Genomic DNA, 24,940 nt, shown 5'->3' on the forward strand with positions numbered 1-24,940 from the left:
TACTCCTCACTTCCGGAGGCTCAGATGAAAAAGCAAAGCACCAAAAAATTATTCACACTCATCTACATCCCAGCCCTCATCCTAATACTCGGGCTCCTCATCGTCTCACAAATCAACAAGCAACAAACATTCTACGAACAAGAATTCACCCAAGATCAACCGACAACAACTTCCTTCTCACAGCCCCTCGACCTCACCATCTCACCAGACCAGATCCGCAAAGACATCCAAGTCAACCTCACCCAAGGCCTTTTCAAGTACCAACTCATCGACCCCACCGGTAACTCCGCCGACTCATTCTCCATGGGGCAAGGCTCAATCAACAACCCCCTCTCCTTCAAACCACTCCCGCCCGGCCAATACAAAGTCGACATCTCACTCGAAAACGCAATCGGCTCTGCCTCCATCACAATCACTGGCGCCAATCACATCCCATTCCTCGCCACCGCCTCGCTCTTCCTCCCCGGCCTACTCATGCTTCTCGTCAGCGCAACATTCATCTTCATCGGCATCCACATCTACCCCGCCAAAGCTCGATACTTCTTCATCGGCGCCGCCATCTGGTTCGTCGGCGTCCTCCTCAAATTCGCATGGGCCATCCCAACCAACAACATCATCGTCAAATCCATCTACAACGTCCTCCCCGAAACCTCTGCCCTCATCATCGCCAGCATCTACATCGGCCTCCTCACCGGCATCTTCGAAATCGGCATCACCATCCTCGCCGCTTACCGCTTCAAAAGCCTCTCACTCACCCCATCACGCGCCATCACCATCGGCCTCGGCGCAGGCGTCATCGAAGCCATCCTACTCGGCCTCACCGCACTCATCGCCGCACCATTCGCCGCAGAACAAAACCAAAACCTCACCTTCTTCCTCGTCATCGCTGCCTCCCTCGAACGCACCCTCACCATCCTCTGCCACATCGCCTCCCGCCTCCTCGTCTTCTACGCCGTAGCAACCAAACGCTGGTACCACAACATCACCGGCTTCATGCTCCTCACCATGATCGACATCGCCGCAGGCTACTACCTCCTCGCTCAAATGAACGCATCCCAAGTTTATTGGCTCTACCTCGCCATCGCCCCATTCGCCATCATCAGCCTCATCCTCATCCCCTACCTCGCCACGCGTTGGCCGCAGTCCATCGAAGCAACATCACAATCCGATACCCAACCTGAAACCCCTAGGCAAACCACATGACCTCGCAATCCACCTTGCAAAATGATTGGTTCGCCTCCTACTACAACACTGAATACGCAGATTCAGTCAAAGATTTACTCTCGTCTGAACTAACTAAGCGTGAGATAGATTTCATTCTAAAAACCACCAACCTCCCCACTCGCGCCTCCATCGCCGACCTAGGCTGCGGGCAAGGCCGTCACGCCATCGAACTCGCCAAACGTGGGCACCACCTCACTGCTATCGATCTCAATTCTGATTTTATCCGCGAAGCAAAACAAACCGCCAACCAATCAAATCTTCAAATCAATTTTCTCGCGACCGATATGCGACAATCCATCAAACCCTCAAAACCCTACAACCTCATCCTCTCCCTCTTCAACTCCTTCGGCTTCTTCTCCGATCCCGAAAACCAAAACCTAATCAAAAACTGGACAAACCACCTCGCACCCGAAGGTTTCCTCATCATCGACATCTGGAACCGCGACAACCTCATCCGCAACTTCCAGCCACATCGCACCCATCAACCCAACCCCGATCTCACCGTCACCGAAGACGCAACCCTCGACACCCTCGCCGGCCGCATCAATCGTCAATACACCTATACCTATTCAGACAACCGCACCAAGACTTATCAAACATCATTCAGGCTTTACACCCCCGCAGAATTAAAAGCCATCATCGAGGCCGCCGGACTTTACGTTCATGCCATTCATGGCAACCTGCTCGGTCAAGATTACTCACTCGACACGCCGCGTCTTGTCATGATCGCCCGCAAGCAACCTGTATTTTTCTACGAATAGCCTGAGCACGTTTTGCGCACAATCTGACCAGACATTTTGTGCGCGCGTTTTGAGACCGCTTCAAATCACGACAAAACCCGACAAAATCACGCCGTTTCCGCCCAAATCGCGCAAAATCCCTTCAAAAACCGACATTTTCGCAAATATGCGAATCCGCCGTGCGCACAATCCCCCCCTGTTAAACATTGAACTACTAAGCAGTTGCAGCTTCCACAAAACACATCACACAAATGTTGTGCGCACAAAAAATGTGAGTAATTCGTGTATAAAAACGATCACATCGCACAAAAAAACCGCGACATCTACAAAAATGTCGCGACTCAAAATCATTCATTTTGTGCTAACTGTTGATTAGAGCAGGCCCATTGTTTCAGGCAAATCAAATAGCAGGTTCATGTTCTGAACCGCAGCACCGCTCGCACCCTTAACCATGTTATCAATCGCGCTGAACACAACAATCGTCTGGTTATCGCCTTGTTGAGTCAATCGAACCGTCACATCGCAGAAGTTCGTATTCCGCACATGCTTCACGTTTGGCATCCCTTCCAGCACGCGAACAAACGGCTCATCCTTGTACGTATCTTCAAACGCTTCAAAGAGTTCCGCCTCGGTGACATCATCCGTCGCAGGCTCCAAGTAGATCGTTTCAAGAATCCCGCAATCCAATGGCAACAAATGCGGCACGAATAAAGCAGGCACATCCTTGCCCGCAATACGTTTATAAGTTTGTTCGATCTCACATTGATGGCGGTGACCGCCGATCTTTCCGTAAGCGAAAAAGCTTTCGTTCTGTTCAGGATAATGCAGATGCGGAGCCGCCTTACGCCCTGCCCCGGTGACACCCGAAGCGGCGTTAATGACGATCTTATCAAGCTTTACAAGGCTATGCGTAATCAGAGGCGCAACGCCCAATGCGGCAGCACTCGGGTAGCAACCGGGGTTGGCAACCAGATCCGCGTCTTTGATTTTGTCACGGAACAGTTCCGGCAAACCGTACGCAGCTATTTCAAGATTAGACGGATCACCATGCGGCGTCTCATACACTTCCTCATACAACGACTGACTATCCAAGCGATAGTCAGCGGAGAGGTCAACAACTTTCAGCCCAGCTTCAAGCAGCTTTGGTGCGTACGCCATCGCTGCACGGTGCGGCAGCGCAAGGAATGCGACATCGCACTCCGCGGCAATGGCCTGCGGATCAATCGGGCGACACTGAGCGATCTCATCATCTATGCGTCCACGCAGCTGCGGAAACTCGTCACGGATGTCCGGGAGCTGGTCGCGGTGACTGGCAAGGTATGCCAACTCTGCTTGGGGGTGGCGCAGAAGAATATCGATGAGGTAAACGCCTGTGTAGCCGGTCGGCCCAATAATGGCTGCTTTGATACTGTTCATGCTCCTATTGTTTACGATTTTTGGGTTTAGATCAAAACAGGCCATCTTTGGGGTACTTAAATTGGGCTATTTGAGCTTTAGGGCTGAAAGTTCGGGAGGATCGTGCTGGTCATGACGGATGGGCGGATGGTGTTGCCAATATGACAGCGACAACGGTGCGTCGGATGAGTACGTGGCAGGTACGAATTACGATTAAACCCGTACAAATCGGCGATTTGCGTGTAATAGACGCGGCACGGGAGTTGCGTATTATTTTCACAGAAAGCTCGCGAATAAGACTGTTTTGGCGGGCTGGTCGGTCAAAAGTTGATTGTCTGAAAGGAGAACATCATGTTGCCTTCAATTCGTAGAACGTGGGAAACGCCGTTGGATACTTTGAATCGTGAGCTGAATCGTTTATTTGGCGATGAGCACGATAAGCCGATGTGCTTCCCGGTGGATATTTATGAGAAAGATAATGAGATTGTGATCGAAGCAGAGTTGCCGGGCTTCAAGCGTGATGAGATTGAAGTCACGACGGAACAGAATACGCTGACGATTAAAGCTGAGCATAATGAAGAGAAGCATGAAGACAGCGACAAGAACAAGCATCACATCAGTGAACGCAGATATCAGACGCTGTCGCGCTCTTTCGACTTCCCGAGTACCGTGAATAGCTCGAAGGTTGAGGCGCACTATGAGCGTGGTATTTTGACGCTGAAGCTGCCGAAGCGCGGTGAGGTGCATGCTCGCAAGATTGAAGTCAAATAATGGCTTGTGCGAGTTGCTAGTATGCGACGAGAATTGAAGCAAATGATGCCTCTGCACGTTATCGCGCAGGGGCATTTTCAATGCGGCACTAGAGGATCAGTGCGGTGATCACTCGCTGCGTGTTAAATACAGGGTGGTGCTTGATGTTGAAGTGCATATTTTTGGATGGCATGCGCGACGCCGTGGTTTTGGTTTGAGGGAACGATTTGATCCGCGATTGCTTTGGTGTCGGGCCATGCGTTTTCGACTGCGATACCGAGACCTGCCCAGCGGATCATGCCTTCATCGTTCTGAGCATCGCCGATACACATCACGTTTTCACGGGCGATATTGTAGTACTCTGCGACTTCACGGACTGCGTGTTCTTTGTCGACAGCAGGATCAACGATTTGAATGAGATGATCGTCTGATTGATGGATGGCGATTTGATTGCCAAAGGTTTCTCGTACTTGGGTATGGATTGGCTTGAGGCGGTCAGGCGGCGCGAGGAGCATGAGCTTCGTCACAGGTTCGTGGAAGATCTCATCGAGGTGCGCGACAAGGTCGGGGCCGAACTGCTTCGCGGTTTCTACAAGCAGGTTTTCATCGACACGATCGGTGTACCATTTGTCCTGCACTTCGAGCGAGACACAGACATCAGGGTCGACTTCACGAGCAAGATCGACAATTGCACGGGTGAATTGAGGGTTGAGTGGTAAGTGCTTAGTGAATTGCTGTCTAATCATGTCATAGTGAGCAGCACCGTTGTAGTTGATCTGGATGGTGTCGAGATTGAGCGTTTCGTAATAAGAGCGGACGCCACGCGGGGGGCGAGCGGAGGCGATGACAACAATGATGCCTTGGCTGACGGCTTGCTGTATGGCGGCGATATTCTCAGGGGAAATGGTTTTATCGTCACGGAGGAGCGTGCCGTCGAGATCGGTGGCGATCATTTTAATAATGGGCGAATTGGGTGTTGTGGGCATTGGGATGCTCTGTGAAGACTGGCCTGGCGGGTGTGGTCTATTTTGGGTCACGATGAATAGTTTTGGGTATAGGAGGATTATACCTGTAATCGGGGGAATCGTGCGCCTGCGTAGTTGCGTGGGAGAGCCTATAATCGCGGTAATTGGTGGGAAGCGGGAGCACAACAAATGAATAGCCGATGTGAGACGGGAAATACAACTGGAGTGACTTACATGCCACACACGCAGGGAAGCCATAGCTTGAATGATGCCAACCGATTAGGTTTGGATTATCGGCTTGAAAGTTCGGAGTTGCCATATGAAGAGCCGATTTGGGATGTGCACACACATGTTCAGTCGGTGAAGTCGGCGGAGATGATGCTGGCGGCGATGGATGCCTATGGGGTGGAGAAGATTTGGTCGATGTCGAATCTGGAGATCGTGCCTGATCTGAAGCGCATTTTTGGTGATCGTATTGAGTTTATTGCGGTGCCAAATTTTTCGGAGAAAGATGAGGAAGGGACATTCACGACGGACTGGTATCGCCGAATTGAAAAATTTGCAGAATGCGGCACAAAAATCTGCAAATTCTGGGCAGCGCCGCGTGGGATTGACTTTGATCCATCGTTTGCGATCGACCACCCATCAAGAAGAACAGCGATGGATATCGCGCGTGATTGCGGGATGATGTTTATGACGCATGTGGGGGACCCGGACACATGGTTTGCTACGCATTATCGTGACAAGCAGAAATACGGGACGAAGGCAGATCACTTGGCGGCATTGGAGACGATGCTTGATGTTTATGATGATGTCACGTGGATCGCGGCACACATGGCTGCGCAGCCGGAACACTTGGATGTGCTACAAGGTGTCTTGGATCGTCACCCTAACTTGTACTTAGACACGTCGGCAACAAAATGGATGGTTCGAGAATTGTCGCGTCACCCTAAAGAATTTTCGGATTTTTGTGAAAGGAATCAGGGACGCGTGATGTTTGGCTCGGATATCGTGACGAGTGATGAGAATATTGATTTCGATTTGTATGCGTCGCGTTACTGGTCGCTGCGAACGATGTACGAGACGGATTACGATGGGCTGTCTCCGATTGTAGATCCGGATCTGGTGATGCTGAGTCCTGAGAAGGGCGACAAGCAGACGGCGGATCTGCGTGGAGCATCGATGCCTAACGAACTATTAGATGTGGTTTATCATAACGCGGCGAAGGAATTGTTGATGCCGCTATATGAAGCCGCTGTGTAAAATTAGCAAACATCGATAATGGCAAAGGCCTGCAATTGCAGGCCTTTTTTTATAATGTGATCCAATGCCGACGAACGTCTTTATTGTATTCATCAACAAAGAATGAGTTTTCATAGATACCGCCTGCATTGAGAATCAGTTTTTCGGATGCGATGTTTCCTTCTTGGCAGCTGATCATGAGCCGATCCATGCTGCGTGAACGAGCGTACTCGAGGACGTGGTTGAGCATAAAGGTCGCGTAACCTTTATGGCGATGATCGGGGTGGACAGCATAGCCGACGTGACCACCCCAATTGAAGAGTAGTTCGTTGAGTTCATGACGCAGGTCGATGGTGCCGAGCATTTGATTTTGATCGTTGAAAAGCCAGAAGGTGGTCTGCGCGACCCAGCCGGGCTTAACGTTTGATTGAGTACGAGAAAGAAGTGAAAGCTCAACAGCTTTCGCAAAACCTTCGTCGGCGGCGTGACGCATCATGCCGATGCCGTCGATATCTTTGGGTGAGTCGAAGGCGGAGCAAAAATCCCAGAAAGGTTGCTCCATTTCTACGGTTGGTTCGATCATTTTTAGGATTTGCGTGTTCATGATTTGCCCTACTAAAAGCGAGATTTATAGTTCGATCCACCAGCGCATGATTGGAACTGGACGATCGGAGATGGTGGCGGTTTCTTGAAGAATGCCGCCGCAGTTTTTGATGACACCGATAGAGGCGGGGTTATTGCTATCGCAGGTGATGAGCAGCCGGGTGAGGCCGTGTGTTTTGGCGACAGGAAGTGTTTGTTTGAGCATATACGTGGCGTAACCCTTACGGCGGTGGGCGGGGTGTACGTTGTAACCGATATGACCGCCAAATTCGGCGAGTTGTGGCGATAGTTCATGTCGGAAATCGATCGAGCCGAGGATCTGATCATCAAAATTTATGAGCCAATAGACTGAGTGCGGAACAAGTCCTAACTGCGGGTTAGACTTTGCACGAGATTGCTTTAGCAGGTCGACGGCATGTGTAAAGCTATGGGTTTGAGACGAACGAAGTTCGTGCAAGCGCGGCGGCGTATTGGGTGGGTATAGCGCGTTATGGAAATCCCAGTAGGCTTGCTCCATATTCGGTGTTAGTTCGATGAGCTTTAGGTTTGATGTTGTTGTGGCCATCGGCTCACTCCTAGAGATTTCGTCGCAAGATAAACAGATGTAGGACAGAGGGGGGGAGGGAGATATAAAAAAACCCGCGAAACATGCGGGTTTGGTGGTCGTTCGCATGTGTGATTGTTTTATAAATTGATCCAGAATTTTTCGATCAGGTTGCCCGTGATATTGCTGACGTATTCTTCGGCCTTCACACCAGAGGACTTTTCAATCACGCGACGGGCGGCGGCGTTATCTTTATTGCATGTCAGAAGGATCGCGTCAATATTCTTATTTTTGGCAATAAGCTTGAGGGTATGGAGTAGCTGAGTGGCGGCACCGTGATTGCGGCTTTCAGGTTTAATTGCGAAGCCGATGTGGCCCCCTTCGGTGATGAGCGAGTCACTGAGGCGATGACGTAAACAGGCGGTTCCGTGGATGTTCTCGGAATTATCGATGAGCCAATAGGTGCTGCAAGGTACCCAACCTTTGGGAAGATTATCCTCGGAACGAAAATCCAGACAGCGTTTAATGCCATCAAGGAAATCTTCTTTGCAGGTGAGGGTTTCGTCTTCGGTAGAGCGCAGCATAGGCCCGATGCCGTTGATGTACTGCCAGTTATCGTAGTGGAAGTTCTGGCAGAACTGCATGTAGGCTTCATAAAGCGTTTCGTTGGGTTCGATGATGCGCAAACTTCTCACATCCATGTATGGACCTCACTGTGGGTAAAAAAAGAAAAATGGCTCGTACTGATAATACGAGCCATTGTCTCATGTTTCTGCTGATTTGAACAGTCTAGGCCTCGCTTAGAGCAATTCTTTAGCGGCAGCAATGGCGGCATCGTAGTTTGGCTCTTGAGCGATCTCCGGGACGACTTCTACGTATTTCACGGTGTCGTCTTTATCGAGCACGACGATTTGCCGAGCAAGAAGGCCGAGCTCTTTAACACGAACACCGTAGGCTGAGCCGAAAGAGTGATCGTAGTAGTCGGAGAGGCATTCAACCGCATCGATACCTGCTGCACCACACCAACGCTTCTGAGCGGGCGGAAGATCGACACTAATCGTGAGGATGACAACGCCATCGCCAAGCGAAGCTGCATCGGTGTTGAAGTGACGGGTCTGTGCATCACAGACAGGGGTGTCGAGTGATGGAATGATAGAGATGATCTTAACTTTGCCTGCGTAGTCAGCGAGTGACTTAACAGAGAAATCGTTCGCACGGAGCTGGAAATCTGGAGCCTTTTGGCCGACTGTGATTTCATCGCCCACGAGTGTCATCGGGTTGCCCTTAAAGGTAATGGCGCCTGCGCGTTCGGTCATCGGAATGTTCCTTTCGTGTGGCGGCAAGATCAGGATGGCAGCATTCAAACATGCATCCGAGCCGCACGACATTTTTATATATTTTCCCTTTACCCCCTGTTCTCACGTGCTGGCATTGTATGGCGGCAAAGGTCGTGTTGCCAGCTTTGATTAACGAGCGATCGCTCCTGTTTTGTGGAGAAATGTTTCGATGGCAGCCCAGTACGCTTCTTGCGATGGCGGCGTGTTGTGGGACATATCGTCGAAAATCATCAACGTGCCTTGATCAGGTGAAAGAGTGGCAAAATTACGACGAGCATGATGTGGCGGAATGATCTCGTCGCGTCGGCCGTGAATGATCAGAACTGGTTGGTCGTAATTTTGCAGAACCGAATTGACATCAAGTTTGTCGAAAACAAGGAAGCCGGGCAGGAAAAATTTGCGAGCAAGCGGCGTCACGCTCGTAAAAGTGGATTCAAGTATGAGACCAACGGAAGGACGTTTTGCGGCCAAACCCGCTGCGATACCACCCCCAATAGAGCGGCCATGCACGATGACACGATCAGCATCGACGTCAGGTCGCTGCGTGATCATATCGTAAGCTTGTGTAAAATCAGTCAAGATCGCGCGTTCACTGGGTTTACCCGCCGAGCGGCCATAACCTTTGAACTCCACTAATAAAACATGCAGCCCCAGCTGACGATAATCGTCAAATTCAAAAAGCCAATTATCGATCACCTCGCCGTTCCCATGAGCAAAAATGATCACCGGAGCGGGTTGTTCAGGGCTAAGGTTATGAGCCTTGAGAAACCAAGCTTCGGTTCCCTGGCCACGAGCCGCCGAGCCGTTTTCGTCAAACCAGATCACCTCGATATCAGCCTGTAAGGCCTGACTCTCAGTGATCCCCTGCCCTGCATCGTTCATTGCCCAACGCGGCCACAGAATCATTCGTTGCATTGAACAACCAGCGATCACCAAGAAAACTACAGTTATGAGCAGAAACCAGATCAAGGTTTTGCGTACCCCGAAAAAAGTCTTCTTTTTAACAATTAACTGTTCAAACTCAATCAATTCTGGCTGCAAGATCGAAATCCTCCCGAAAGGTTTTCTATAGAACCATTTTAATCTATTGTGAATCCAAACGATACGAAAAATCAAAAGACAACTGTATCTACTATCTAGAATAGATGGCTGCAAACCTGCGACCTATTGTTTGGACACTTGGCGCATCAAATTCGGCTATCTAACATGAAATAAAATCAGTTGCCTTTTGGCTATATTCAGGACAAACACTGATATCATTTGCTTAGTCGATCTATCATGATCCAAGCAAGCACAGGAGACCCCACCCATGGCGCAGACGCAAGAAACGCCCACACTGCATAACAAGACCTATCCCAACGTTCTTCAAACGGTGTACAACACACCCTTGGTTAAGCTGAACAAGCTCTGCCCTGAAGGCGCGACGATTCTGGTCAAGTGTGAGTATTTCAACCCGATGGCCTCGGTGAAGGACCGTATTGGCCGATCAATGATTGAGGACGCCGAAAAACAAGGCATCCTCACCCCTAAAACCCATATTATCGAACCCACTTCAGGCAACACCGGCATCGCGCTCGCGTTCGTTGCCGCAGCAAAAGGCTACAAACTCACCCTCACGATGCCTGAAACCATGTCCGTCGAACGCAGAGCCCTCCTCCGCGCTCTCGGTGCAAACCTCGTCCTTACACCCGGCTCCGAAGGCATGAAAGGCGCTATCGCCAAAGCCGCCGAGCTCGTTGGCACCAATGACAACGCATGGATGCCTCAACAATTCGAAAACCCTGCGAACCCTGCGGTTCACTATGCAACTACAGGCCCCGAAATATGGAACGACACCAACGGCAAAGCCGACATGGTCGTTTCAGGCGTTGGAACCGGAGGCACAATCACCGGCATCACCAAGTTCTTCAAAGAACGCAACCCTGACTTCCGCGCCTACGCAGTCGAGCCCGCTTCCTCCCCGGTCATCGGTGGCGGCAAGCCGGGCCCACACAAAATCCAGGGCATCGGCGCCGGCTTCATCCCCAAAAATCTCGATACCTCGCTCCTCAATGGCACTGAAACCGTCACCGACGACGAAGCGTTTGATTGGGCACGCAAGCTCGCTCAAGAAGAAGGCATCTTTGGCGGCATCTCCACTGGAGCCAATATCTGCGCAGCGGTACGCATCGCTTCTCGGCCTGAAAATCGGGGCAAAACCATCGCCACCATCGCATGTTCATTTGGTGAACGATATCTCTCTACCCCACTCTTTGATGGCCTAATGGGCTAACCCTAAAGACTAACCCGCAATCAAAACCGAAGCACACTATGTGCTTCGGTTTTTTCATACCCTTCATTGTCTCCCCACGCATCCTCCCTATTCAGGATTTTGCCTGAATGCCAACCTCTATAGTCATTTCAGACTTTGCCTGCCTAAAGTTCACTGTCATGAAGAGAATCCATCTTCCACATCCTCACCTCCCCCACATCCCTAGGCCGCACCTGCGTCTCCCCCACTCATGCCCCGTCTCTGGTGAAAGCACACCCACTCGTGATCGCATCCCTGTCACCGCAATTCAGCACAGCGTCATCGACATGATCCACAACGATCACCCGTGCACGCAGACCGCGAAATGGATTTCGCGCGCTATCGTCGATGAATACAACTCTCGCCATGTCCAAAGCATACTTCACGCTGACAAAGGCGAACTCTCAAAACTCGACGAAGAAGTCATGCGCGCAATCCAAGAACAGGATATCCTCTCCACAAATATTCACGAAGAATACGAAGAGGACATGACCTTAGGCTCACGCGCAGCAGATACCGTCGCCACTTTCGGCGGCTCATGGATTTTCGTCATCAGTTTCACCGTCTTCATTATCTTCTGGATGGCGATCAACACATACTGGTTCTTCCATCTTTCCAACTTCGATCCCTACCCCTTCATCTTGCTTAATCTCGTTCTCTCCTGCTTGGCTGCGCTCCAAGCCCCTATCATCATGATGTCTCAAAACCGCCAAGGTGCAAAAGATCGCATCCGTGACGAGAACGAATACAAAGTCTCACTCAAAGCTGAACTTGAAGTGCGAAAACTAAGTGAAAAAATGGATGCGCACATGGAAAAACAATGGGGGCACATGATCGAACTACAGGAAGCACAAATGGAACTGCTCAGACACATCTACGAAAAGCACGATCAACACCCTGATCACCTCTGAATACTTTCAGCTTCATCAAGGTTCTACATTGGTATACAATCCTGACAAGCAATCGTATTAAAGTGGTTTGTTCATCTCAATGGAGTCTACACATGGAATACCGCATTCTCGGCCGCACCGGCATCCGCGTCTCACCGCTCACCCTCGGCACCATGACCTATGGCTCCACGACCTCGCAAGACGAAGCCGACAAAATCGTCGCAACTTCCATTGACGCTGGCATCAACCTGATTGATACCGCTAATGTTTATAACACCGGGATTTCTGAGCAATTTGTCGGCAAAGCCATCGCCAAAACAGGCCTCCGCGAGCACATCGTCCTTGCCACCAAATGTCACGGCAACATGTTCAAAGATCAACCCCTCAACCCAAACCGTTGGGGAAACTCACGCCGCCAAATCATACAGCAATGCGAAGCCTCACTCACACGACTCAACACAGACTACATCGACCTCTATCAGATTCATAGACCCGACCCTCATTGCCCGATTGACGAAACCATGCGCGCACTCGATGACCTCGTCCGTTCTGGCAAAGTACGCTATATCGGCTGCTCCACCTTCGCCGCGTGGCAACTCGTTGAATCACTTTGGGTCAGCGAAAAACTCTCACTTAATCGTTTCGTCACAGAGCAGCCGCCTTACAACCTATTAGACCGTCGCATCGAACGCGAACTTATCCCCGCCTGCCAACACTACGGTCTCGGCATCCTTCCCTGGTCACCACTTGCAGGTGGCTTCCTCACCGGTAAATACACACGCCAAAACACATCACCCAAGGACGCGCGATACACCAACTCTCAGAACCCACGCGTCAATGAACTTATGAGTGAACGCTGCTTTGATGCGATCGAAAAACTACAAGAACTTGCTAGGCAAAAAGACACTTCATTAACCACGCTTTCACTCGCGTGGTGTATGAATCAACCCGGTATCACCTCCCCCATCATCGGCCCACGCACACTCGAACAACTCATCGACAATCTCTCTGCTCTAAATCTGTCTATCACAGATGCCGATCGCGAAGCGATCGACAGCATCATCCCGCCCGGCACATTCCTCTCCCATTATTACGACACCCGCTCCTACGAATACCGAAGCGGACAGTAAGAAACTATTTAAATTTATAAAGTCATTTAGTGACTTAATCCCACTATGAGGTAACATGCGTGTAAGGTTAATTGAAACAAAGGCATCATCAACCTGCAACTATATATTTATACTACTTCAACTCTATCAAGGGATTCTATCCCTCTATTTATTGACATGTTCTGTATACAAATAGCTGAAACACAAGCACAACATTCAAGGCAAATAATTCGAGAATAAAAAATTTAGCTATCCCTAGAATCCAACGTCTCTAATCTAAATCATTTGTCAACATAAGTACTATATATCTCAGGCATATCTTAGACATGCGTAAAACCCCTAACTAATCAATCCAATGTGAAATACTGATTTAATGACAAGCAGCGCCAAATCGCTATGTAACCTTGATTTTATAACTATCCACCAAATACTTATTTCACGAACTTGTGCAAAACTACATGCTTCATCTGTATTTTTACAGGGTAACTTCGTTTACATTAAGCCACTTAAGCACTTTTAATTCTATCAATAAAACAAATTACATTTTACAGAACATTTTTATTGATATGCGACACAATAGTATTGACACAAAGCCAAGCCTAATGTTATATAATTAGATAATGATTAGAATTTCTGGCGGCTAATCATTCTGTATTTTTACGATTTCTAGTCTCATTAAATATTTTTCTTATTTCAGCTTGTTTACTTTTACATAGTTTTTTAGCAATCAAATCTACTGCGCTAATGCCACTCATTCTAGTAAGAGTTAGTGCAGCAATATTTTTGCAGCAGCTATTGTTTACACATCTTCAGGAGAGCAATCATGCCCACATCGCCGCGTTCATATCGACATGCATTCACTTTAATCGAACTTCTTGTTGTCATTTCAATTATAGCATTGCTGATTGGTATTTTACTGCCAGCATTAGGGGCCGCTCGCAAAACTGCCCAAGGCATCCAATGCCTGAGTAATTCCAGGCAACTCGGCACCGCTGCATATGTTTATTCACAAGCATATGATCAACACATGATGCCCGCACAAAGCCATTGGGGCGGAACATCTGTTCCCGACGAACAAAAGTATTGGGGCGGCTTGCTCAGTGCAGATGGCATAATCACATCACCTGAATTCTTCGTTTGCCCATCATTCAACCCAGTACGCGAATTCCTCGTATCTGCAATCGACCCCAATGACCCCACCGACTCTGGTTGGTTTTTCACACATTATGGATATAACGCATATCACTTAGGCTCACTCATCAGGCCATCAATCCTTGGCTACGTCGATTCAGAATGGTGGGTACCTACCACTCGCGAAGTTTACACCTTGAAGTATGTATCCATTCAAAATCCAACCGAAACCGTCATGTTCGCTGACTCGCACTATCCAGAGTGGAACCCAAGCGGTAAAGAAGGTGGCATGTTTGCTTTAAGCGACTCATTCAAACTTGGCGGCACAGGTGATCCGCACCCTAGACACAACAAAAATGTAAACACAACTTTTCTAGATGGCCATGCAGAATCGGTTGCCACAAGGTGGAATCCTGATGAACACGACAATGTGCATGACATCGAATATTCCGCATATGCAGATGATATCTTCGGCGGCATCAACACAACACCCGATGACAATAAATGGGACATGAAATAACTCCCCCCGCAAAATCAGAATTCCCAAACCCGCATCTCGCGGGTTTTTTTATGCGCCAAACAAATTCCAATCACAAATTTAACGTAAATTTAGCACGTACAATTAATATTCATTCATTGACTTATATTTTTGGCATCATTATTATATAAGTAAGATACATTGATTTAATTGCATCAGTACGAAGTTATTTAGCACTTTTTATATTCTATTTCCAGGCAAAATACCGGCATAAAGCAATCTAAACGCTTAGGCCAATAAATACACACATCGGAGCTTTATATGAATCACCCTTCACTTCAATGTAGACCCAAAATAGGCTTTACACTTATCGAACTACTTGTCGTCATATCGATCATCGCTTTGCTTATCGGCATTCTCCTCCCTGCCCTTGGCTCAGCACGCAAAACCGCCCAAGACATCAAATGCCTTAGCAATATCCGCCAAATCAATATCGCACACCTCGCTTACACCATCGAGAATGATGACTTCATTGTCCACGCATCTCGAAACGACAAGGGCTATTTAGATATTTACTCATCAACCTCAAGATGGTGGTCAGCCCTTATCACAATCGGTGGCTACGGCTCAACACGCGAAATGTTTAGCTGCCCACGTTTCGACGTCGCAAAAGATCATACGGGTAGCATCCATTTCGCCGACATGGAAAATGAATCAGACTACAGATGGACAAATGCAGACTACGGCCTGAACGCTTCAGTTCTCGCAAGACGCCGAGTATTCGAAAAACTCGACCCCAAAAGCCCACTTTCATATGACGGCGACAATTCATCGCGCACCAACGACGCCCGCAATCCCGTTGACACACTCATGTTTGCCGACAGTTGGCTTGAACAATACGAAGACACCTCAGACCAACGCGGCCATATGTGGATGGGCTTCTCATTCGCCGGCGGACTACCACACGGCCGTCACAACGGCAAAAGCTGCAACATCGGCTGGCTAGACGGACACGCCTCCTCATTCTCATTCCCAAGCATCTATGTCTCCAAAGACGGATTCGACAACGGCCCATTCGGTGAGGAGCAACTCGGCACCTACGGCGGCCCACTTGGCATCGAAACATCTTCCGATGACAACGTTTGGGACCTCAAATAGCACCAACACACAACTAAACCCTCTACAAGAACCCGCACTTTCGCGGGTTCTTTTTATCCACACCTCCCCCCTTATTACCCAACCTCATCCTTCCTTCCCGACAATCCCCCTCATTTCTTGCTCGAAATTGCACTAAATGCTATGATTTCCCACTCGCATCACCGATGCAACATCTTTATGGCCGTGTACCAAAGTGGACTAATGGGGCTGATTGCAAATCAGTTGTTCGTGGGTTCGAATCCCACCGCGGCCTTTCAAACGCTACAAACCTGCTCACCCGAGCAGGTTTTTTTATTATTTTTCTACAAATACCTTCCATATTTCCTCACTTCACATCACCACACCAACTTTCTAAATCAGAATCCAACCAACCCGCATTATTATTGTTAATCACTTTTATATAAGTACTTACAATCTAAAACAGCAACAATACAACCCACACCAACACACATAAAATGCCTAAAATTGCACCACCAAACAACACCACATACCCCTAATGCTTATTTTTTAAGCACATATACAGCCTCCTTGCATTCAAAATAATCACTCACTAAAATACCTCCCAGATTAAGGGCCAAATCGATCAGCTAAAAATCAATCCGATCGACCTACCCTCTAAACGAAGAACACAACACGGGAAACACAACCCCAGAAACCGAGAACCAAGGAGTCTCAACATGTCTGGCAGCGAATCAAGACTACGCGCAATCGCAGCAGTCAACGAAACTGAAGCCGTCACCGAGCCATTTAACTTTGCAGACGACCCCACCGCCGAACTCTTCGGCAAAAACGTCTTCTCCAAAGCCATCATGGTTGAGCGACTCCCTAAAACCGTTTTCAAATCCCTCATCAAAACCATCGATAACGGCCAGCCTCTCGACCCAACCATCGCCGATGCAGTCGCATCTGCCATGAAGGACTGGGCCATCGAGAAAGGCGCCACCCACTACGCCCACGTCTTCTACCCACTCACCGGCTCAACCGCCGAGAAGCACGACTCACTCCTCTCATTCAACGAAAACGGCCAAGCCATCGCTGAATTCTCTGGTAAGCAGCTCATTCAAGGCGAACCCGATGCCTCCTCATTCCCCAACGGCGGCCTACGCCAAACTTTCGAAGCCCGCGGATACACCGCATGGGACGTCACCTCAAGCGCATACATTCTTGAGAATCCCAACGGCACAACACTCTGCATCCCAACCGCATTCATCTCATGGACAGGCGAAGCACTCGACAAGAAAACGCCTGTCCTCCGCTCAATGAGAGCACTCGACGAGCAAGCGCACCGCATCCTCGCACTCTTCGACAACGACACCGACGGCTTCATCGGCGCAACATGCGGCGCTGAACAAGAATACTTCCTCGTCGACCGCAACTTCTACTACGCTCGCCCTGACCTGCTCACAGCAAACCGCACACTCTTTGGCGCTAAGCCACCAAAAGGCCAGGAATTCGACGACCACTACTTCGGTGCGATCCCTGAACGTGTCCTCGCCTACATGCTTGAAGTCGAACGCGAACTCTTCAAGCTTGGCGTCCCCGTTCAGACCCGCCACAACGAAGTCGCTCCAGGCCAGTTCGAAATTGCACCGCTCTTCGAGTCAGCAAACATCGCAACCGACCACCAGCAAATCACCATGACCGTTCTCGCTTCAACCGCGAAAAAATTCGGCATGAAGTGCCTCATGCACGAAAAACCTTTCGCTGGCGTCAACGGATCCGGCAAGCACGTCAATTGGTCACTCGGCGGCCCCGGCGTTGGCAACCTCTTCAACCCAGGCGACAACCCACACGACAACGTACAGTTCCTCGTCTTCTGTGCCGCGATCATCCGCGCCGTCGATAAGTTCGCACCACTACTCCGTGCCGTCGTCGCTTCTGCAAGCAACGACCACCGTCTCGGTGCAAACGAAGCCCCACCAGCCATCCTTTCGATCTTCCTCGGCGATCAGCTCACCGATGTATTCGAACAAATCAAAGCCGCTGGCACCGCCTCATCATCACTCGACAAATCAACACTCACACTCGGCGTCGACTCGCTCCCACCACTACCAAAAGATGCAGGCGATCGTAACCGCACCTCACCTTTCGCCTTCACTGGCAACCGCTTCGAGTTCCGTGCTGTTGGCTCACATCAATCCGTCGCAGGCCCACTCGCAGCACTCAACACCATTGCCGCTGACTCACTCGACTTCATTGCAACCAAGCTCGAAAAAGCCGTCGCAGCAGGCAAAGATCTCAACGAATCCGTCGCCGAAGTCCTTAAGGAAATCCTCGACAAGCACGGCCGAGTCATCTTCAACGGCGACGGCTACTCCGATGATTGGCACGTTGAAGCTGAAAAACGCGGCCTACCCAATCTCAAGACAACCGTTGACGCACTACCTGCTCTCATTGACCCCGAAGTCATCGAAGCATTCGAAAAATTCAACGTCCTATCCGAACGTGAACTCGAATCTCGTTTCGAGGTTTACACCGAGCAATACATCCTCGCATTACGCGTCGAAGCAAATCTCGTTCTCAAGCTTGGCCGCACCATGATTTTCCCTGCCGCCATCCGCTATCAGAACGAGCTCGCCAAGACTTGCACGAACCTCAAATCCATCGGCATCGACTTCGATACCAACACGCTCGATAAGATCACAACTCTCGTCAAGCAATTACAAGACGCACTCGAAGCCCTCGAAATCGAAAACGCAAAGGAAGATGCAAGCGAAGCAATCGACCACGCCCGCCACTACCTCGAAGTCATCGTGCCACTTATGAACAGAGTGCGTGAGGCATCCGACACACTCGAAGGCTACGTTGCCGACGACATCTGGCCACTCCCGACCTACCAGGAAATGCTCTTCATCAAATAATTACTGGTCGTCTCTACTAACTTATAGACGACCCTTGAGTTGCAGTAACTCAAACTAAAAATCTCAGCACGAGGAACACAAACCCCCTGTGTTACAGGGGGTTTTTTAATGCGCCAACCACCCGAACCAATCAACGCATTAAAACCGATAAGACAAATGCAAGCACAAAGCCAATTGCGATAACAAAACTAACACCAACACCGATCATCACCATCCAATACGTTCCCCCGATCAAAGCTGCCATGATTTCTGACACAACAATAACTCCAACCGCAATTAGTGCCGCCCAAGCAAGCCTCGGCGTTCTTGCATGATAATCAATCATCAAACAACTCCCATAACTCGTTTCAAACTCATACGCCAAATAACAACTCATTAACCAACTGCAAACAATCACACCCAACATGCTCGCCCATCTCTAAACCTAACTCATATATACCTACTCGACAACCAAAAACGCAACAATCAAAAAGTCGACCTAATCATCCATTAGACCCGATAAACATGTATCCCAATAATCACTTCATACGTAATTGAAGCCCCATACTCAAGCAAAACAAATCGATTATCTAACCCACGCCCAAGTCATAATCGATACAACCCCACCCGATAAAATTCAGTAATTGCGCATCAACAGTCAATTTCATCTGATAGTCTGCCGATTTCACAATATCCGCGGCTTTTTATCAGAAGCCGCTACCAGCAAGATCTCGAACACTTGATGCGTAACCTCTCACCTATGCATCACTTAGGCAAGGCAGGCAGATGATGGACACGCCACTTCAACAAATCAATCAAACCTCACGGGATTGCGGCACATGCAATGCGTGCTGCACAGCTCTCTCCATCAGTAGCATTGGAAAAGAAGCTGGTGTGCATTGCCACAATCTATGTACTGCTGGGTGCGTGGTTTATGACGAACGCCCTGAACCCTGCAAAGGGTTTACATGCCTCTGGCTTGCAGACAATAACAACCTGTTTGATCAATTCGATCATCGGCCCGATCGACTGGGCGTGATGTTTTATCCATCCCAGCAGTCATCTAATACCATTACTGCACATGAGTTACGGCCTGACGCTCTGCAAAACGAGCAAGCGAAAATTATCACGAATTTCCTTTCACAGTTCTTCCCAATCGATATCAAAGCTCACAAAAAATCAGCTCAGCAACCACCGAATCTGAGCGATGCTGCGTAATCGATTGATGTAACTAATTGATAAACAATCATTAACAAAGGGCCATCTTTATCAGTGGCCCTTTGTTTTTGATTTACTTGGACGAATCCCCCTACCCCATTCATGAGCGAAATAATCAACTCAATGCTTTGGCAGCATCGAGTGCGAAGTAGGTCAAAATGCCGTCGGCGCCCGCCCGTTTGAATGCTAAAAGGCTTTCTAACATACAGTTATGCTCATCAATCGCGCCATTTTGAGCTGCAAATTTAATCATCGCGTACTCACCTGAAACCTGATAGGCGAAGGTTGGCATCTGAAATTCTGACTTAACTCTTTGCAGAATATCGAGATACGGCATGCCAGGCTTGACCATGACCATGTCCGCGCCTTCCTGAATATCCAGCGCAACCTCGCGTAAAGCCTCGTTGGTGTTGGCAGGATCCATCTGATAAGTCTTTTTATCACCTGCACTTAAGTTACCTGATGAGCCGACGGCATCGCGGAATGGGCCGTAGAACGCGGAGGCATATTTAGCGGCATAGGCCATAATCTGAACATCTGCAAACCCTTTACTATCAAGGGCTTGACGGATAACTCCGACGCGGCCGTCCATCATGTCAGAAGGCGCGATGATGTCACAGCCAGCCTCGGCCTGCACAACTGCCTGTTCGCAGAGTGCTGTAAGTGTTTGGTCGTTAAGGATTTGCCCGTTTTCGACAAGGCCGTCCTGACCGTGAGATGAGTAGGGATCGAGAGCGACATCGCAGATAATGCCGAGATCGAGGTTGAGCTTTTTGATTGCTCTAACTGCTTGGCAAACAAGGTTTTGCGGATTAAACGCTTCGCGGCAGTCGTCGGTTTTCAGTTCCTGCGGGGTCGCGGGAAAGAGTGCGATGGCGGGGATCCCTAAATCGCTGGCTTCACGGGCCTTATCGCAGAGATCGCTGATGGTGTAGCGGAAGGCGCCAGGCATGGAAGGAATGGGCGTGGGAAGAGATGGCGAATTTGAACCGGGTTGGATAAACAGCGGAAGGATGAGATCATCGGCGCGCACGTTGTGCTCACGGACGAGTCTGCGAGACCAGTCGGTGCGGCGGTTACGGCGCATGCGGATGTTGGGATAACCTGCGTGATGATCGTTTGTTAGGTCGCTACTCATGTATTGGATGATATCGGGATTTTAGGTTGGAACCAAGCACGATAGGCGTCGGATGTTGAAATGAACCACGAGCATTCTGTGCGCACACATTCTGATCAACATCTAACCAACGGATAGTCGCACAAAACCGATTGGTGCTGCATATGGCATAGAACGTGATAAAAACGCGCACAAAACCACCAAACCAAGGGTTTACCTGTATACAAAAATGGGCGAAAACTGTGAAAAACAGGCGGATTTGATCGAGTTTTGTCATGAAACGGTGCTGTTTCGGCGTGTTTTGAAAGGCGAAAATCGCGATGTTGCGTTTTTGTGCGCGTCTATGCGGCATGACGAAAGGTTGGCATGAATATTGCCTTCAGTTTCGCGAAAATCCATTCGTACAATATCTACTCATCCATTATGATTTTCTTTGTCCATCCAATCTTATAGAAAATCTGGGGCATGAAATGAGATTACCACACGTTGCGTCTTCGATTGATGCATTGCTTTGCTTACGGTTCATTGCGTTAGGCCGGCATCACCAACATGGATTGGGATGGACATTTTGTGTTGCGATGTTGTTGGCAGTGATGCTTCCCATTGGGTGCACCTCGGTCAATTCTGTTTCGAGTACAGAATTTCCTAATCATCAATTAGACAATCAACCATTTGATATTGACACCCGGAGTATGCCGAACTCATTTAAGACGGAAACCGATAGCGAAGTGATTGCTTCACAGACGGATCGTGGTAAGCGATCTAAGTTTACTTTGGAATCAAATTACAAAGAGATTGCGGCGCGGATGGGTCGTGGTGAGATTTTGTATAAAGACAAGATAGCGTTAGTCAATCGACTACTTGATTTTGGAGAAGACAAGGATACGGCATGGCGAAATGTGTGGTATGACATTCTATGTCAGGCGAATCAGGATGGGCTATTAAACGAAGCGCAAAAGCAGCGATGGGGCAAAATTCTCATTGGTGAATGCAGGCTGCAATTAACGCAAAAAGCCGATCATGGTAAGCGTACATCTGTGGTTGGTTTTGATGAACTATTAGAGATTCAATTTGGTGATCCAAAATTGTTTCGAGGCTGGGTTGACTTTAGGTATCACGTAAATAACATGCGGAAGAATTTTGCATGGCGTTTAACACTCAAGCAGGTTCGTTTTGGTGATATCATCAAAGATTTTCCGCAAAAAAAGATATGGTGGACATGCTCATTGAAGCCGGGATGGGTACAAGACTTACTTGAATATACATTTTATCGGGATTCATATTTCTTGGAATCATTGCGACAACAGTTTAAGGCTCAGGATGTCAAGATGATTGATATGTCGTTGATCTATGAGGTTGTATTCTTTGAAGATCAAGAAGAACTGGGTTTTACATGTACCGGGGAAACGCAATCCATAAGCATCAAGCGGGAGAATGTGAGAAAATAGATTTGCGTGTTGATGTTCGTTTACTTGCTTCAAGGGAGAGGGGATGGGAGGCAAGCGACTGAAGGATGTTGATGGATGACAATACTCACGCCAGTATGGGGTTTGGGAAGGATGAATTGGTTGGGGAGATGGGTTGAGGTATGATGATTGATGTGAAGATGAATGCCTGTGCGATAAATAGTTGTAAACGGATAACAGCATAGGTGCATGACGGATGATCTTTCATTTTTCTTTATATGGGTTTTTGAAAAATCAACGGTATTTTGAGCCGTTTTTGATGTTGGCGCTGTTGGATAAGAGGCTAAGCTTTTTCTGGATTGGTTTGTTGATCGGGATCCGGGAAGTGGCAACGAATGTGATGGAGATTCCGACGGGTGCGTTTGCGGATACGCTAGGGCGGCGGTACGCGATGATTGCTTCACATGTGGCTTATATCGGTGCGTTTATCTGTCTGGGGCTGTTTCGGCAGTTTGGGTTATTGGCAGCGGCGATGCTGATGTTCTCGATTGGGGAAGCATTCAGAACGGGAACGCACAAGGCGATGATCTTTTCGTGGTTGAAGGCTAATAACAAGTTAGACGAAAAGAAACACATCTATGGATATACGCGGTCGTGGTCGAAGATGGGGACGGCGGTAGGCGCGCTGATTGCGGCGGGGTTATTATTGGTGACGCAGCGATATGATTGGGTTTTTTACATGTCGGCGGTGCCGATGGCTTTTGGGATTGTGAACTTCTTGTGTTATCCGAGTTGCGTGGAGTCGCCGACGACAGCGCAATCGAAGTTGTTGAAGCAGGGGGAATGTTCACATGATGAGCCTATGGGTGGGTATGAGAAGATATCGGTGGGGCGCGTGGTGCGGACGCTTTGGAACGGGATTAAGAAGTCGTGGGTGGATCGGAAATTACGAGCGTTATTGATTGAGGATGTGACGTTTGAGGCGATGTTTAAGGCGACGAAGGATTACTTGCAGCCAATTTTGCAGGCGGCGGCGGTGGCAGTGCCGGTGGGGGCGCTAATGGGGATACAGATGACGGAGACGCAGCGGACAGTGGTACTGGTGGCGGTGGTGTATGCGGTGCTATCAGTGATGGCGAGTATAGCGTCGCGGCGATCGGGTAAATTTAGTGAGCGGTTTGAAAATGATGCTTTGGCGACGAAGGCGATCTGGAGTTTGTGTCTGTGTTCGTTTGCAGTGGTCGGGATGGGGGTGCTGATGGGGTGGTATTTTGCGATCGCGCTGGGGTTTGTGGCGGTGGCGGTTTTCCAGAATTTATGGCGGCCGCTGCTGATTTCACGGATCTCGAATTATGCGGATGACGAGACGATGGCGACGGTGCTATCGGTGGAATCACAGGGCAAAACAATGTTGACGGCAGTGATGGCGCCGCTGCTGGGTTTAGCGGTGGATTGGATGATGCGACAAGAGATGGGGAACGAGGCGTGGCAGTACGGGCCGATTGTAGTACTGGGGCTTGGGGTGTGTTTGTGGTTCAGATTTGCGGGGAAGAAGGAAGCGCGAAAAATTGTCTCGCAGAAAGAGATTGCGGCGTGGAAGTAAAAAGATTGGTGAGGTTTCGCGCTTCCTCACAGACTTGAGTTGAGTTTGGAAACGACGGCTCCGCCACCGCGGTGGTAGGCTTGATGCGCGATCGTGTGCAAGATGGGAAACTTTGGGAAGAGAAAAAAGCTCGCAACTAGTGCGAGCTTTTTAGGTTTTTGTTTACATGTCAAGAGGTATGAGAGGATGAGGTCATGCGGGACTAGCTTTGACGGCGCCTTCGACGGCGACGGCCATGCGTACGAGCTCGGCGAGGGAGCCTGCGTTCATTTTTTCCATGACGTGTGCGCGGTGGACTTCGATGGTTTTGTGCGAAAGGTCGAGTTCGGCTGCGATTTGTTTATTGAGGCGGCCTTGCACGACAAGGTCCATGACCTGTCGTTCGCGGGGAGTGAGGCGTTTGAGGCGTGTTTCAATTTCGCCTCGCTGCATCATGGATTCACGTCGTTCGGCATCTTGTTCGAGCGCATCACGGATGCGATCGAGGAGGACTTGATCGGAGAAAGGTTTCTCGATGAAGTCGAGTGCGCCGGCTTTCATAGCTCGGATGGCGACGGGGACGTCGCCGTGACCTGTAATGATGATGACGGGGAGGCGTATCCCGCGTTTTTTGAGCTGATCTTGTAGGTCGAGTCCAGACATGCCTGGCAGACGGACATCGACTACGAGAGCTCCTGCGGTGGCTCCTTCACACTCATTAAGGAAATCCATAGCGGTTTCGTAGTTTTTCACCTGAAGGCCAACGGATTCGATGAGCCACTTTAGTGAGTCACGAACGGCCTTATCATCATCGACAACATATACGGTTGGGTTCTCGTTCATAAGCTTGCTTAGTTGTCGGGAAGCGTCATTAGTGAGGTCACTTTGACCCTTAGTGACGTATCCCCCTGTGCCCTGATA

The 24,940-nt window shown here is 49.3% G+C and carries 23 protein-coding genes and 1 tRNA gene; 14 read left to right on the forward strand and 10 right to left on the reverse strand.

Annotation, left to right across the window (positions count from 1 at the left end; translation table 11 throughout):
• The first annotated feature begins 24 nt into the window (after window positions 1-24).
• Both KS4_RS13260 and KS4_RS13265 read left to right on the forward strand, forming a co-directional pair.
• The gene (locus KS4_RS13260; RefSeq protein WP_145078991.1) at window positions 25-1,203 is read left to right on the forward strand and encodes a YhfC family glutamic-type intramembrane protease; all 1,179 of its coding nucleotides are present in this window, start codon (window positions 25-27) and stop codon (window positions 1,201-1,203) included.
• On the forward strand, window positions 1,200-1,985 hold the full coding sequence (locus KS4_RS13265) for a class I SAM-dependent methyltransferase (RefSeq protein WP_145078994.1): 786 nt from the start codon (window positions 1,200-1,202) through the stop codon (window positions 1,983-1,985). The genes KS4_RS13260 and KS4_RS13265 overlap by 4 nt, the downstream gene beginning before the upstream one ends.
• A 351-nt stretch (window positions 1,986-2,336) precedes the next feature.
• Here the strand turns inward: KS4_RS13265 and argC are convergent, their stop codons facing one another.
• Window positions 2,337-3,380, reverse strand: coding sequence for an N-acetyl-gamma-glutamyl-phosphate reductase (gene argC, locus KS4_RS13270; RefSeq protein ID WP_145078997.1), 1,044 nt, complete (start codon window positions 3,378-3,380; stop codon window positions 2,337-2,339).
• 330 nt (window positions 3,381-3,710) lie between these two features.
• Between argC and KS4_RS13275 the strand changes: the two genes are divergently transcribed.
• On the forward strand, window positions 3,711-4,130 hold the full coding sequence (locus KS4_RS13275) for an Hsp20/alpha crystallin family protein (protein ID WP_145078999.1): 420 nt from the start codon (window positions 3,711-3,713) through the stop codon (window positions 4,128-4,130).
• Window positions 4,131-4,252: 122 nt separating this feature from the next.
• Here KS4_RS13275 and KS4_RS13280 read toward each other — a convergent pair whose 3' ends face one another.
• Window positions 4,253-5,095: a Cof-type HAD-IIB family hydrolase gene (locus KS4_RS13280; RefSeq protein ID WP_200761248.1), complete on the reverse strand. Its 843-nt coding sequence runs from the start codon at window positions 5,093-5,095 to the stop codon at window positions 4,253-4,255.
• 213 nt (window positions 5,096-5,308) lie between these two features.
• Between KS4_RS13280 and KS4_RS13285 the strand changes: the two genes are divergently transcribed.
• The gene (locus KS4_RS13285; RefSeq protein ID WP_200761249.1) at window positions 5,309-6,337 is read left to right on the forward strand and encodes an amidohydrolase family protein; all 1,029 of its coding nucleotides are present in this window, start codon (window positions 5,309-5,311) and stop codon (window positions 6,335-6,337) included.
• A gap of 49 nt (window positions 6,338-6,386) precedes the next feature.
• Here KS4_RS13285 and KS4_RS13290 read toward each other — a convergent pair whose 3' ends face one another.
• The 5 genes from KS4_RS13290 to KS4_RS13310 form a co-directional block, all read right to left on the reverse strand.
• A complete protein-coding gene (locus KS4_RS13290) occupies window positions 6,387-6,920 on the reverse strand; it encodes a GNAT family N-acetyltransferase (protein ID WP_145079009.1) in 534 nt (177 codons plus the stop codon).
• A 24-nt stretch (window positions 6,921-6,944) separates the two neighbouring features.
• Window positions 6,945-7,484 carry a GNAT family N-acetyltransferase gene (locus KS4_RS13295; protein ID WP_200761250.1) on the reverse strand — a complete coding sequence of 180 codons (540 nt, stop codon included), beginning with the start codon at window positions 7,482-7,484 and terminating at the stop codon, window positions 6,945-6,947.
• Window positions 7,485-7,603: 119 nt separating this feature from the next.
• Window positions 7,604-8,164, reverse strand: a complete 561-nt coding sequence (locus tag KS4_RS13300; RefSeq protein WP_145079015.1) for a GNAT family N-acetyltransferase — start codon at window positions 8,162-8,164, stop codon at window positions 7,604-7,606.
• Between the two features lie 99 nt (window positions 8,165-8,263).
• The gene (gene tpx / locus KS4_RS13305; protein WP_145079018.1) at window positions 8,264-8,779 is read right to left on the reverse strand and encodes a thiol peroxidase; all 516 of its coding nucleotides are present in this window, start codon (window positions 8,777-8,779) and stop codon (window positions 8,264-8,266) included.
• 150 nt (window positions 8,780-8,929) lie between these two features.
• Window positions 8,930-9,841 (reverse strand): alpha/beta hydrolase, encoded by a 912-nt coding sequence (locus KS4_RS13310; protein WP_145079021.1) that lies wholly within the window; start codon window positions 9,839-9,841, stop codon window positions 8,930-8,932.
• 268 nt (window positions 9,842-10,109) lie between these two features.
• Between KS4_RS13310 and cysK the strand changes: the two genes are divergently transcribed.
• The 7 genes from cysK (at window position 10,110) to KS4_RS13345 (ending at window position 18,717) form a co-directional block, all read left to right on the forward strand.
• Window positions 10,110-11,072 (forward strand): cysteine synthase A, encoded by a 963-nt coding sequence (cysK, locus tag KS4_RS13315; protein ID WP_145079024.1) that lies wholly within the window; start codon window positions 10,110-10,112, stop codon window positions 11,070-11,072.
• A gap of 158 nt (window positions 11,073-11,230) precedes the next feature.
• The gene (locus KS4_RS13320) at window positions 11,231-12,001 is read left to right on the forward strand and encodes a DUF1003 domain-containing protein (protein ID WP_200761251.1); all 771 of its coding nucleotides are present in this window, start codon (window positions 11,231-11,233) and stop codon (window positions 11,999-12,001) included.
• A 92-nt stretch (window positions 12,002-12,093) separates the two neighbouring features.
• Entirely contained in the window at window positions 12,094-13,110 is a 1,017-nt protein-coding gene (locus tag KS4_RS13325; RefSeq protein WP_145079030.1) for an aldo/keto reductase, read from the forward strand.
• Window positions 13,111-13,912: 802 nt separating this feature from the next.
• A complete protein-coding gene (locus KS4_RS13330; RefSeq protein ID WP_145081675.1) occupies window positions 13,913-14,740 on the forward strand; it encodes a type II secretion system protein in 828 nt (275 codons plus the stop codon).
• 279 nt (window positions 14,741-15,019) lie between these two features.
• Window positions 15,020-15,856, forward strand: coding sequence for a type II secretion system protein (locus KS4_RS13335; RefSeq protein ID WP_145081678.1), 837 nt, complete (start codon window positions 15,020-15,022; stop codon window positions 15,854-15,856).
• Window positions 15,857-16,035: 179 nt separating this feature from the next.
• A tRNA-Cys gene (locus KS4_RS13340) sits at window positions 16,036-16,109 on the forward strand.
• A gap of 424 nt (window positions 16,110-16,533) precedes the next feature.
• On the forward strand, window positions 16,534-18,717 hold the full coding sequence (locus KS4_RS13345) for a glutamine synthetase III family protein (protein ID WP_145079033.1): 2,184 nt from the start codon (window positions 16,534-16,536) through the stop codon (window positions 18,715-18,717).
• Window positions 18,718-18,847: 130 nt separating this feature from the next.
• On the opposite strand, the gene KS4_RS13350 is transcribed toward KS4_RS13345, so the two are convergent.
• Complete coding sequence (locus KS4_RS13350) at window positions 18,848-19,042, reverse strand: hypothetical protein (RefSeq protein ID WP_145079036.1); 195 nt, start codon at window positions 19,040-19,042, stop codon at window positions 18,848-18,850.
• 443 nt (window positions 19,043-19,485) lie between these two features.
• On the opposite strand from KS4_RS13350, the gene KS4_RS13355 reads away from it, so the two are divergent.
• Window positions 19,486-19,914, forward strand: coding sequence for a hypothetical protein (locus tag KS4_RS13355; protein ID WP_145079039.1), 429 nt, complete (start codon window positions 19,486-19,488; stop codon window positions 19,912-19,914).
• Window positions 19,915-20,029: 115 nt separating this feature from the next.
• Here the strand turns inward: KS4_RS13355 and hemB are convergent, their stop codons facing one another.
• Window positions 20,030-21,052 carry a porphobilinogen synthase gene (gene hemB, locus KS4_RS13360; RefSeq protein WP_200761252.1) on the reverse strand — a complete coding sequence of 341 codons (1,023 nt, stop codon included), beginning with the start codon at window positions 21,050-21,052 and terminating at the stop codon, window positions 20,030-20,032.
• A gap of 449 nt (window positions 21,053-21,501) precedes the next feature.
• On the opposite strand from hemB, the gene KS4_RS13365 reads away from it, so the two are divergent.
• Both KS4_RS13365 and KS4_RS13370 read left to right on the forward strand, forming a co-directional pair.
• Window positions 21,502-22,479 (forward strand): hypothetical protein, encoded by a 978-nt coding sequence (locus KS4_RS13365; RefSeq protein WP_145079042.1) that lies wholly within the window; start codon window positions 21,502-21,504, stop codon window positions 22,477-22,479.
• Between the two features lie 214 nt (window positions 22,480-22,693).
• The gene (locus tag KS4_RS13370) at window positions 22,694-24,040 is read left to right on the forward strand and encodes an MFS transporter (protein ID WP_145079045.1); all 1,347 of its coding nucleotides are present in this window, start codon (window positions 22,694-22,696) and stop codon (window positions 24,038-24,040) included.
• A 192-nt stretch (window positions 24,041-24,232) separates the two neighbouring features.
• Here KS4_RS13370 and fixJ read toward each other — a convergent pair whose 3' ends face one another.
• Window positions 24,233-24,862: a response regulator FixJ gene (gene fixJ, locus KS4_RS13375; RefSeq protein ID WP_145079048.1), complete on the reverse strand. Its 630-nt coding sequence runs from the start codon at window positions 24,860-24,862 to the stop codon at window positions 24,233-24,235.
• Window positions 24,863-24,940 lie beyond the last annotated feature (78 nt).

The sequence above is a fragment of the Poriferisphaera corsica genome (assembly GCF_007747445.1).
In the GTDB taxonomy this organism is placed as follows: domain Bacteria; phylum Planctomycetota; class Phycisphaerae; order Phycisphaerales; family Phycisphaeraceae; genus Poriferisphaera; species Poriferisphaera corsica.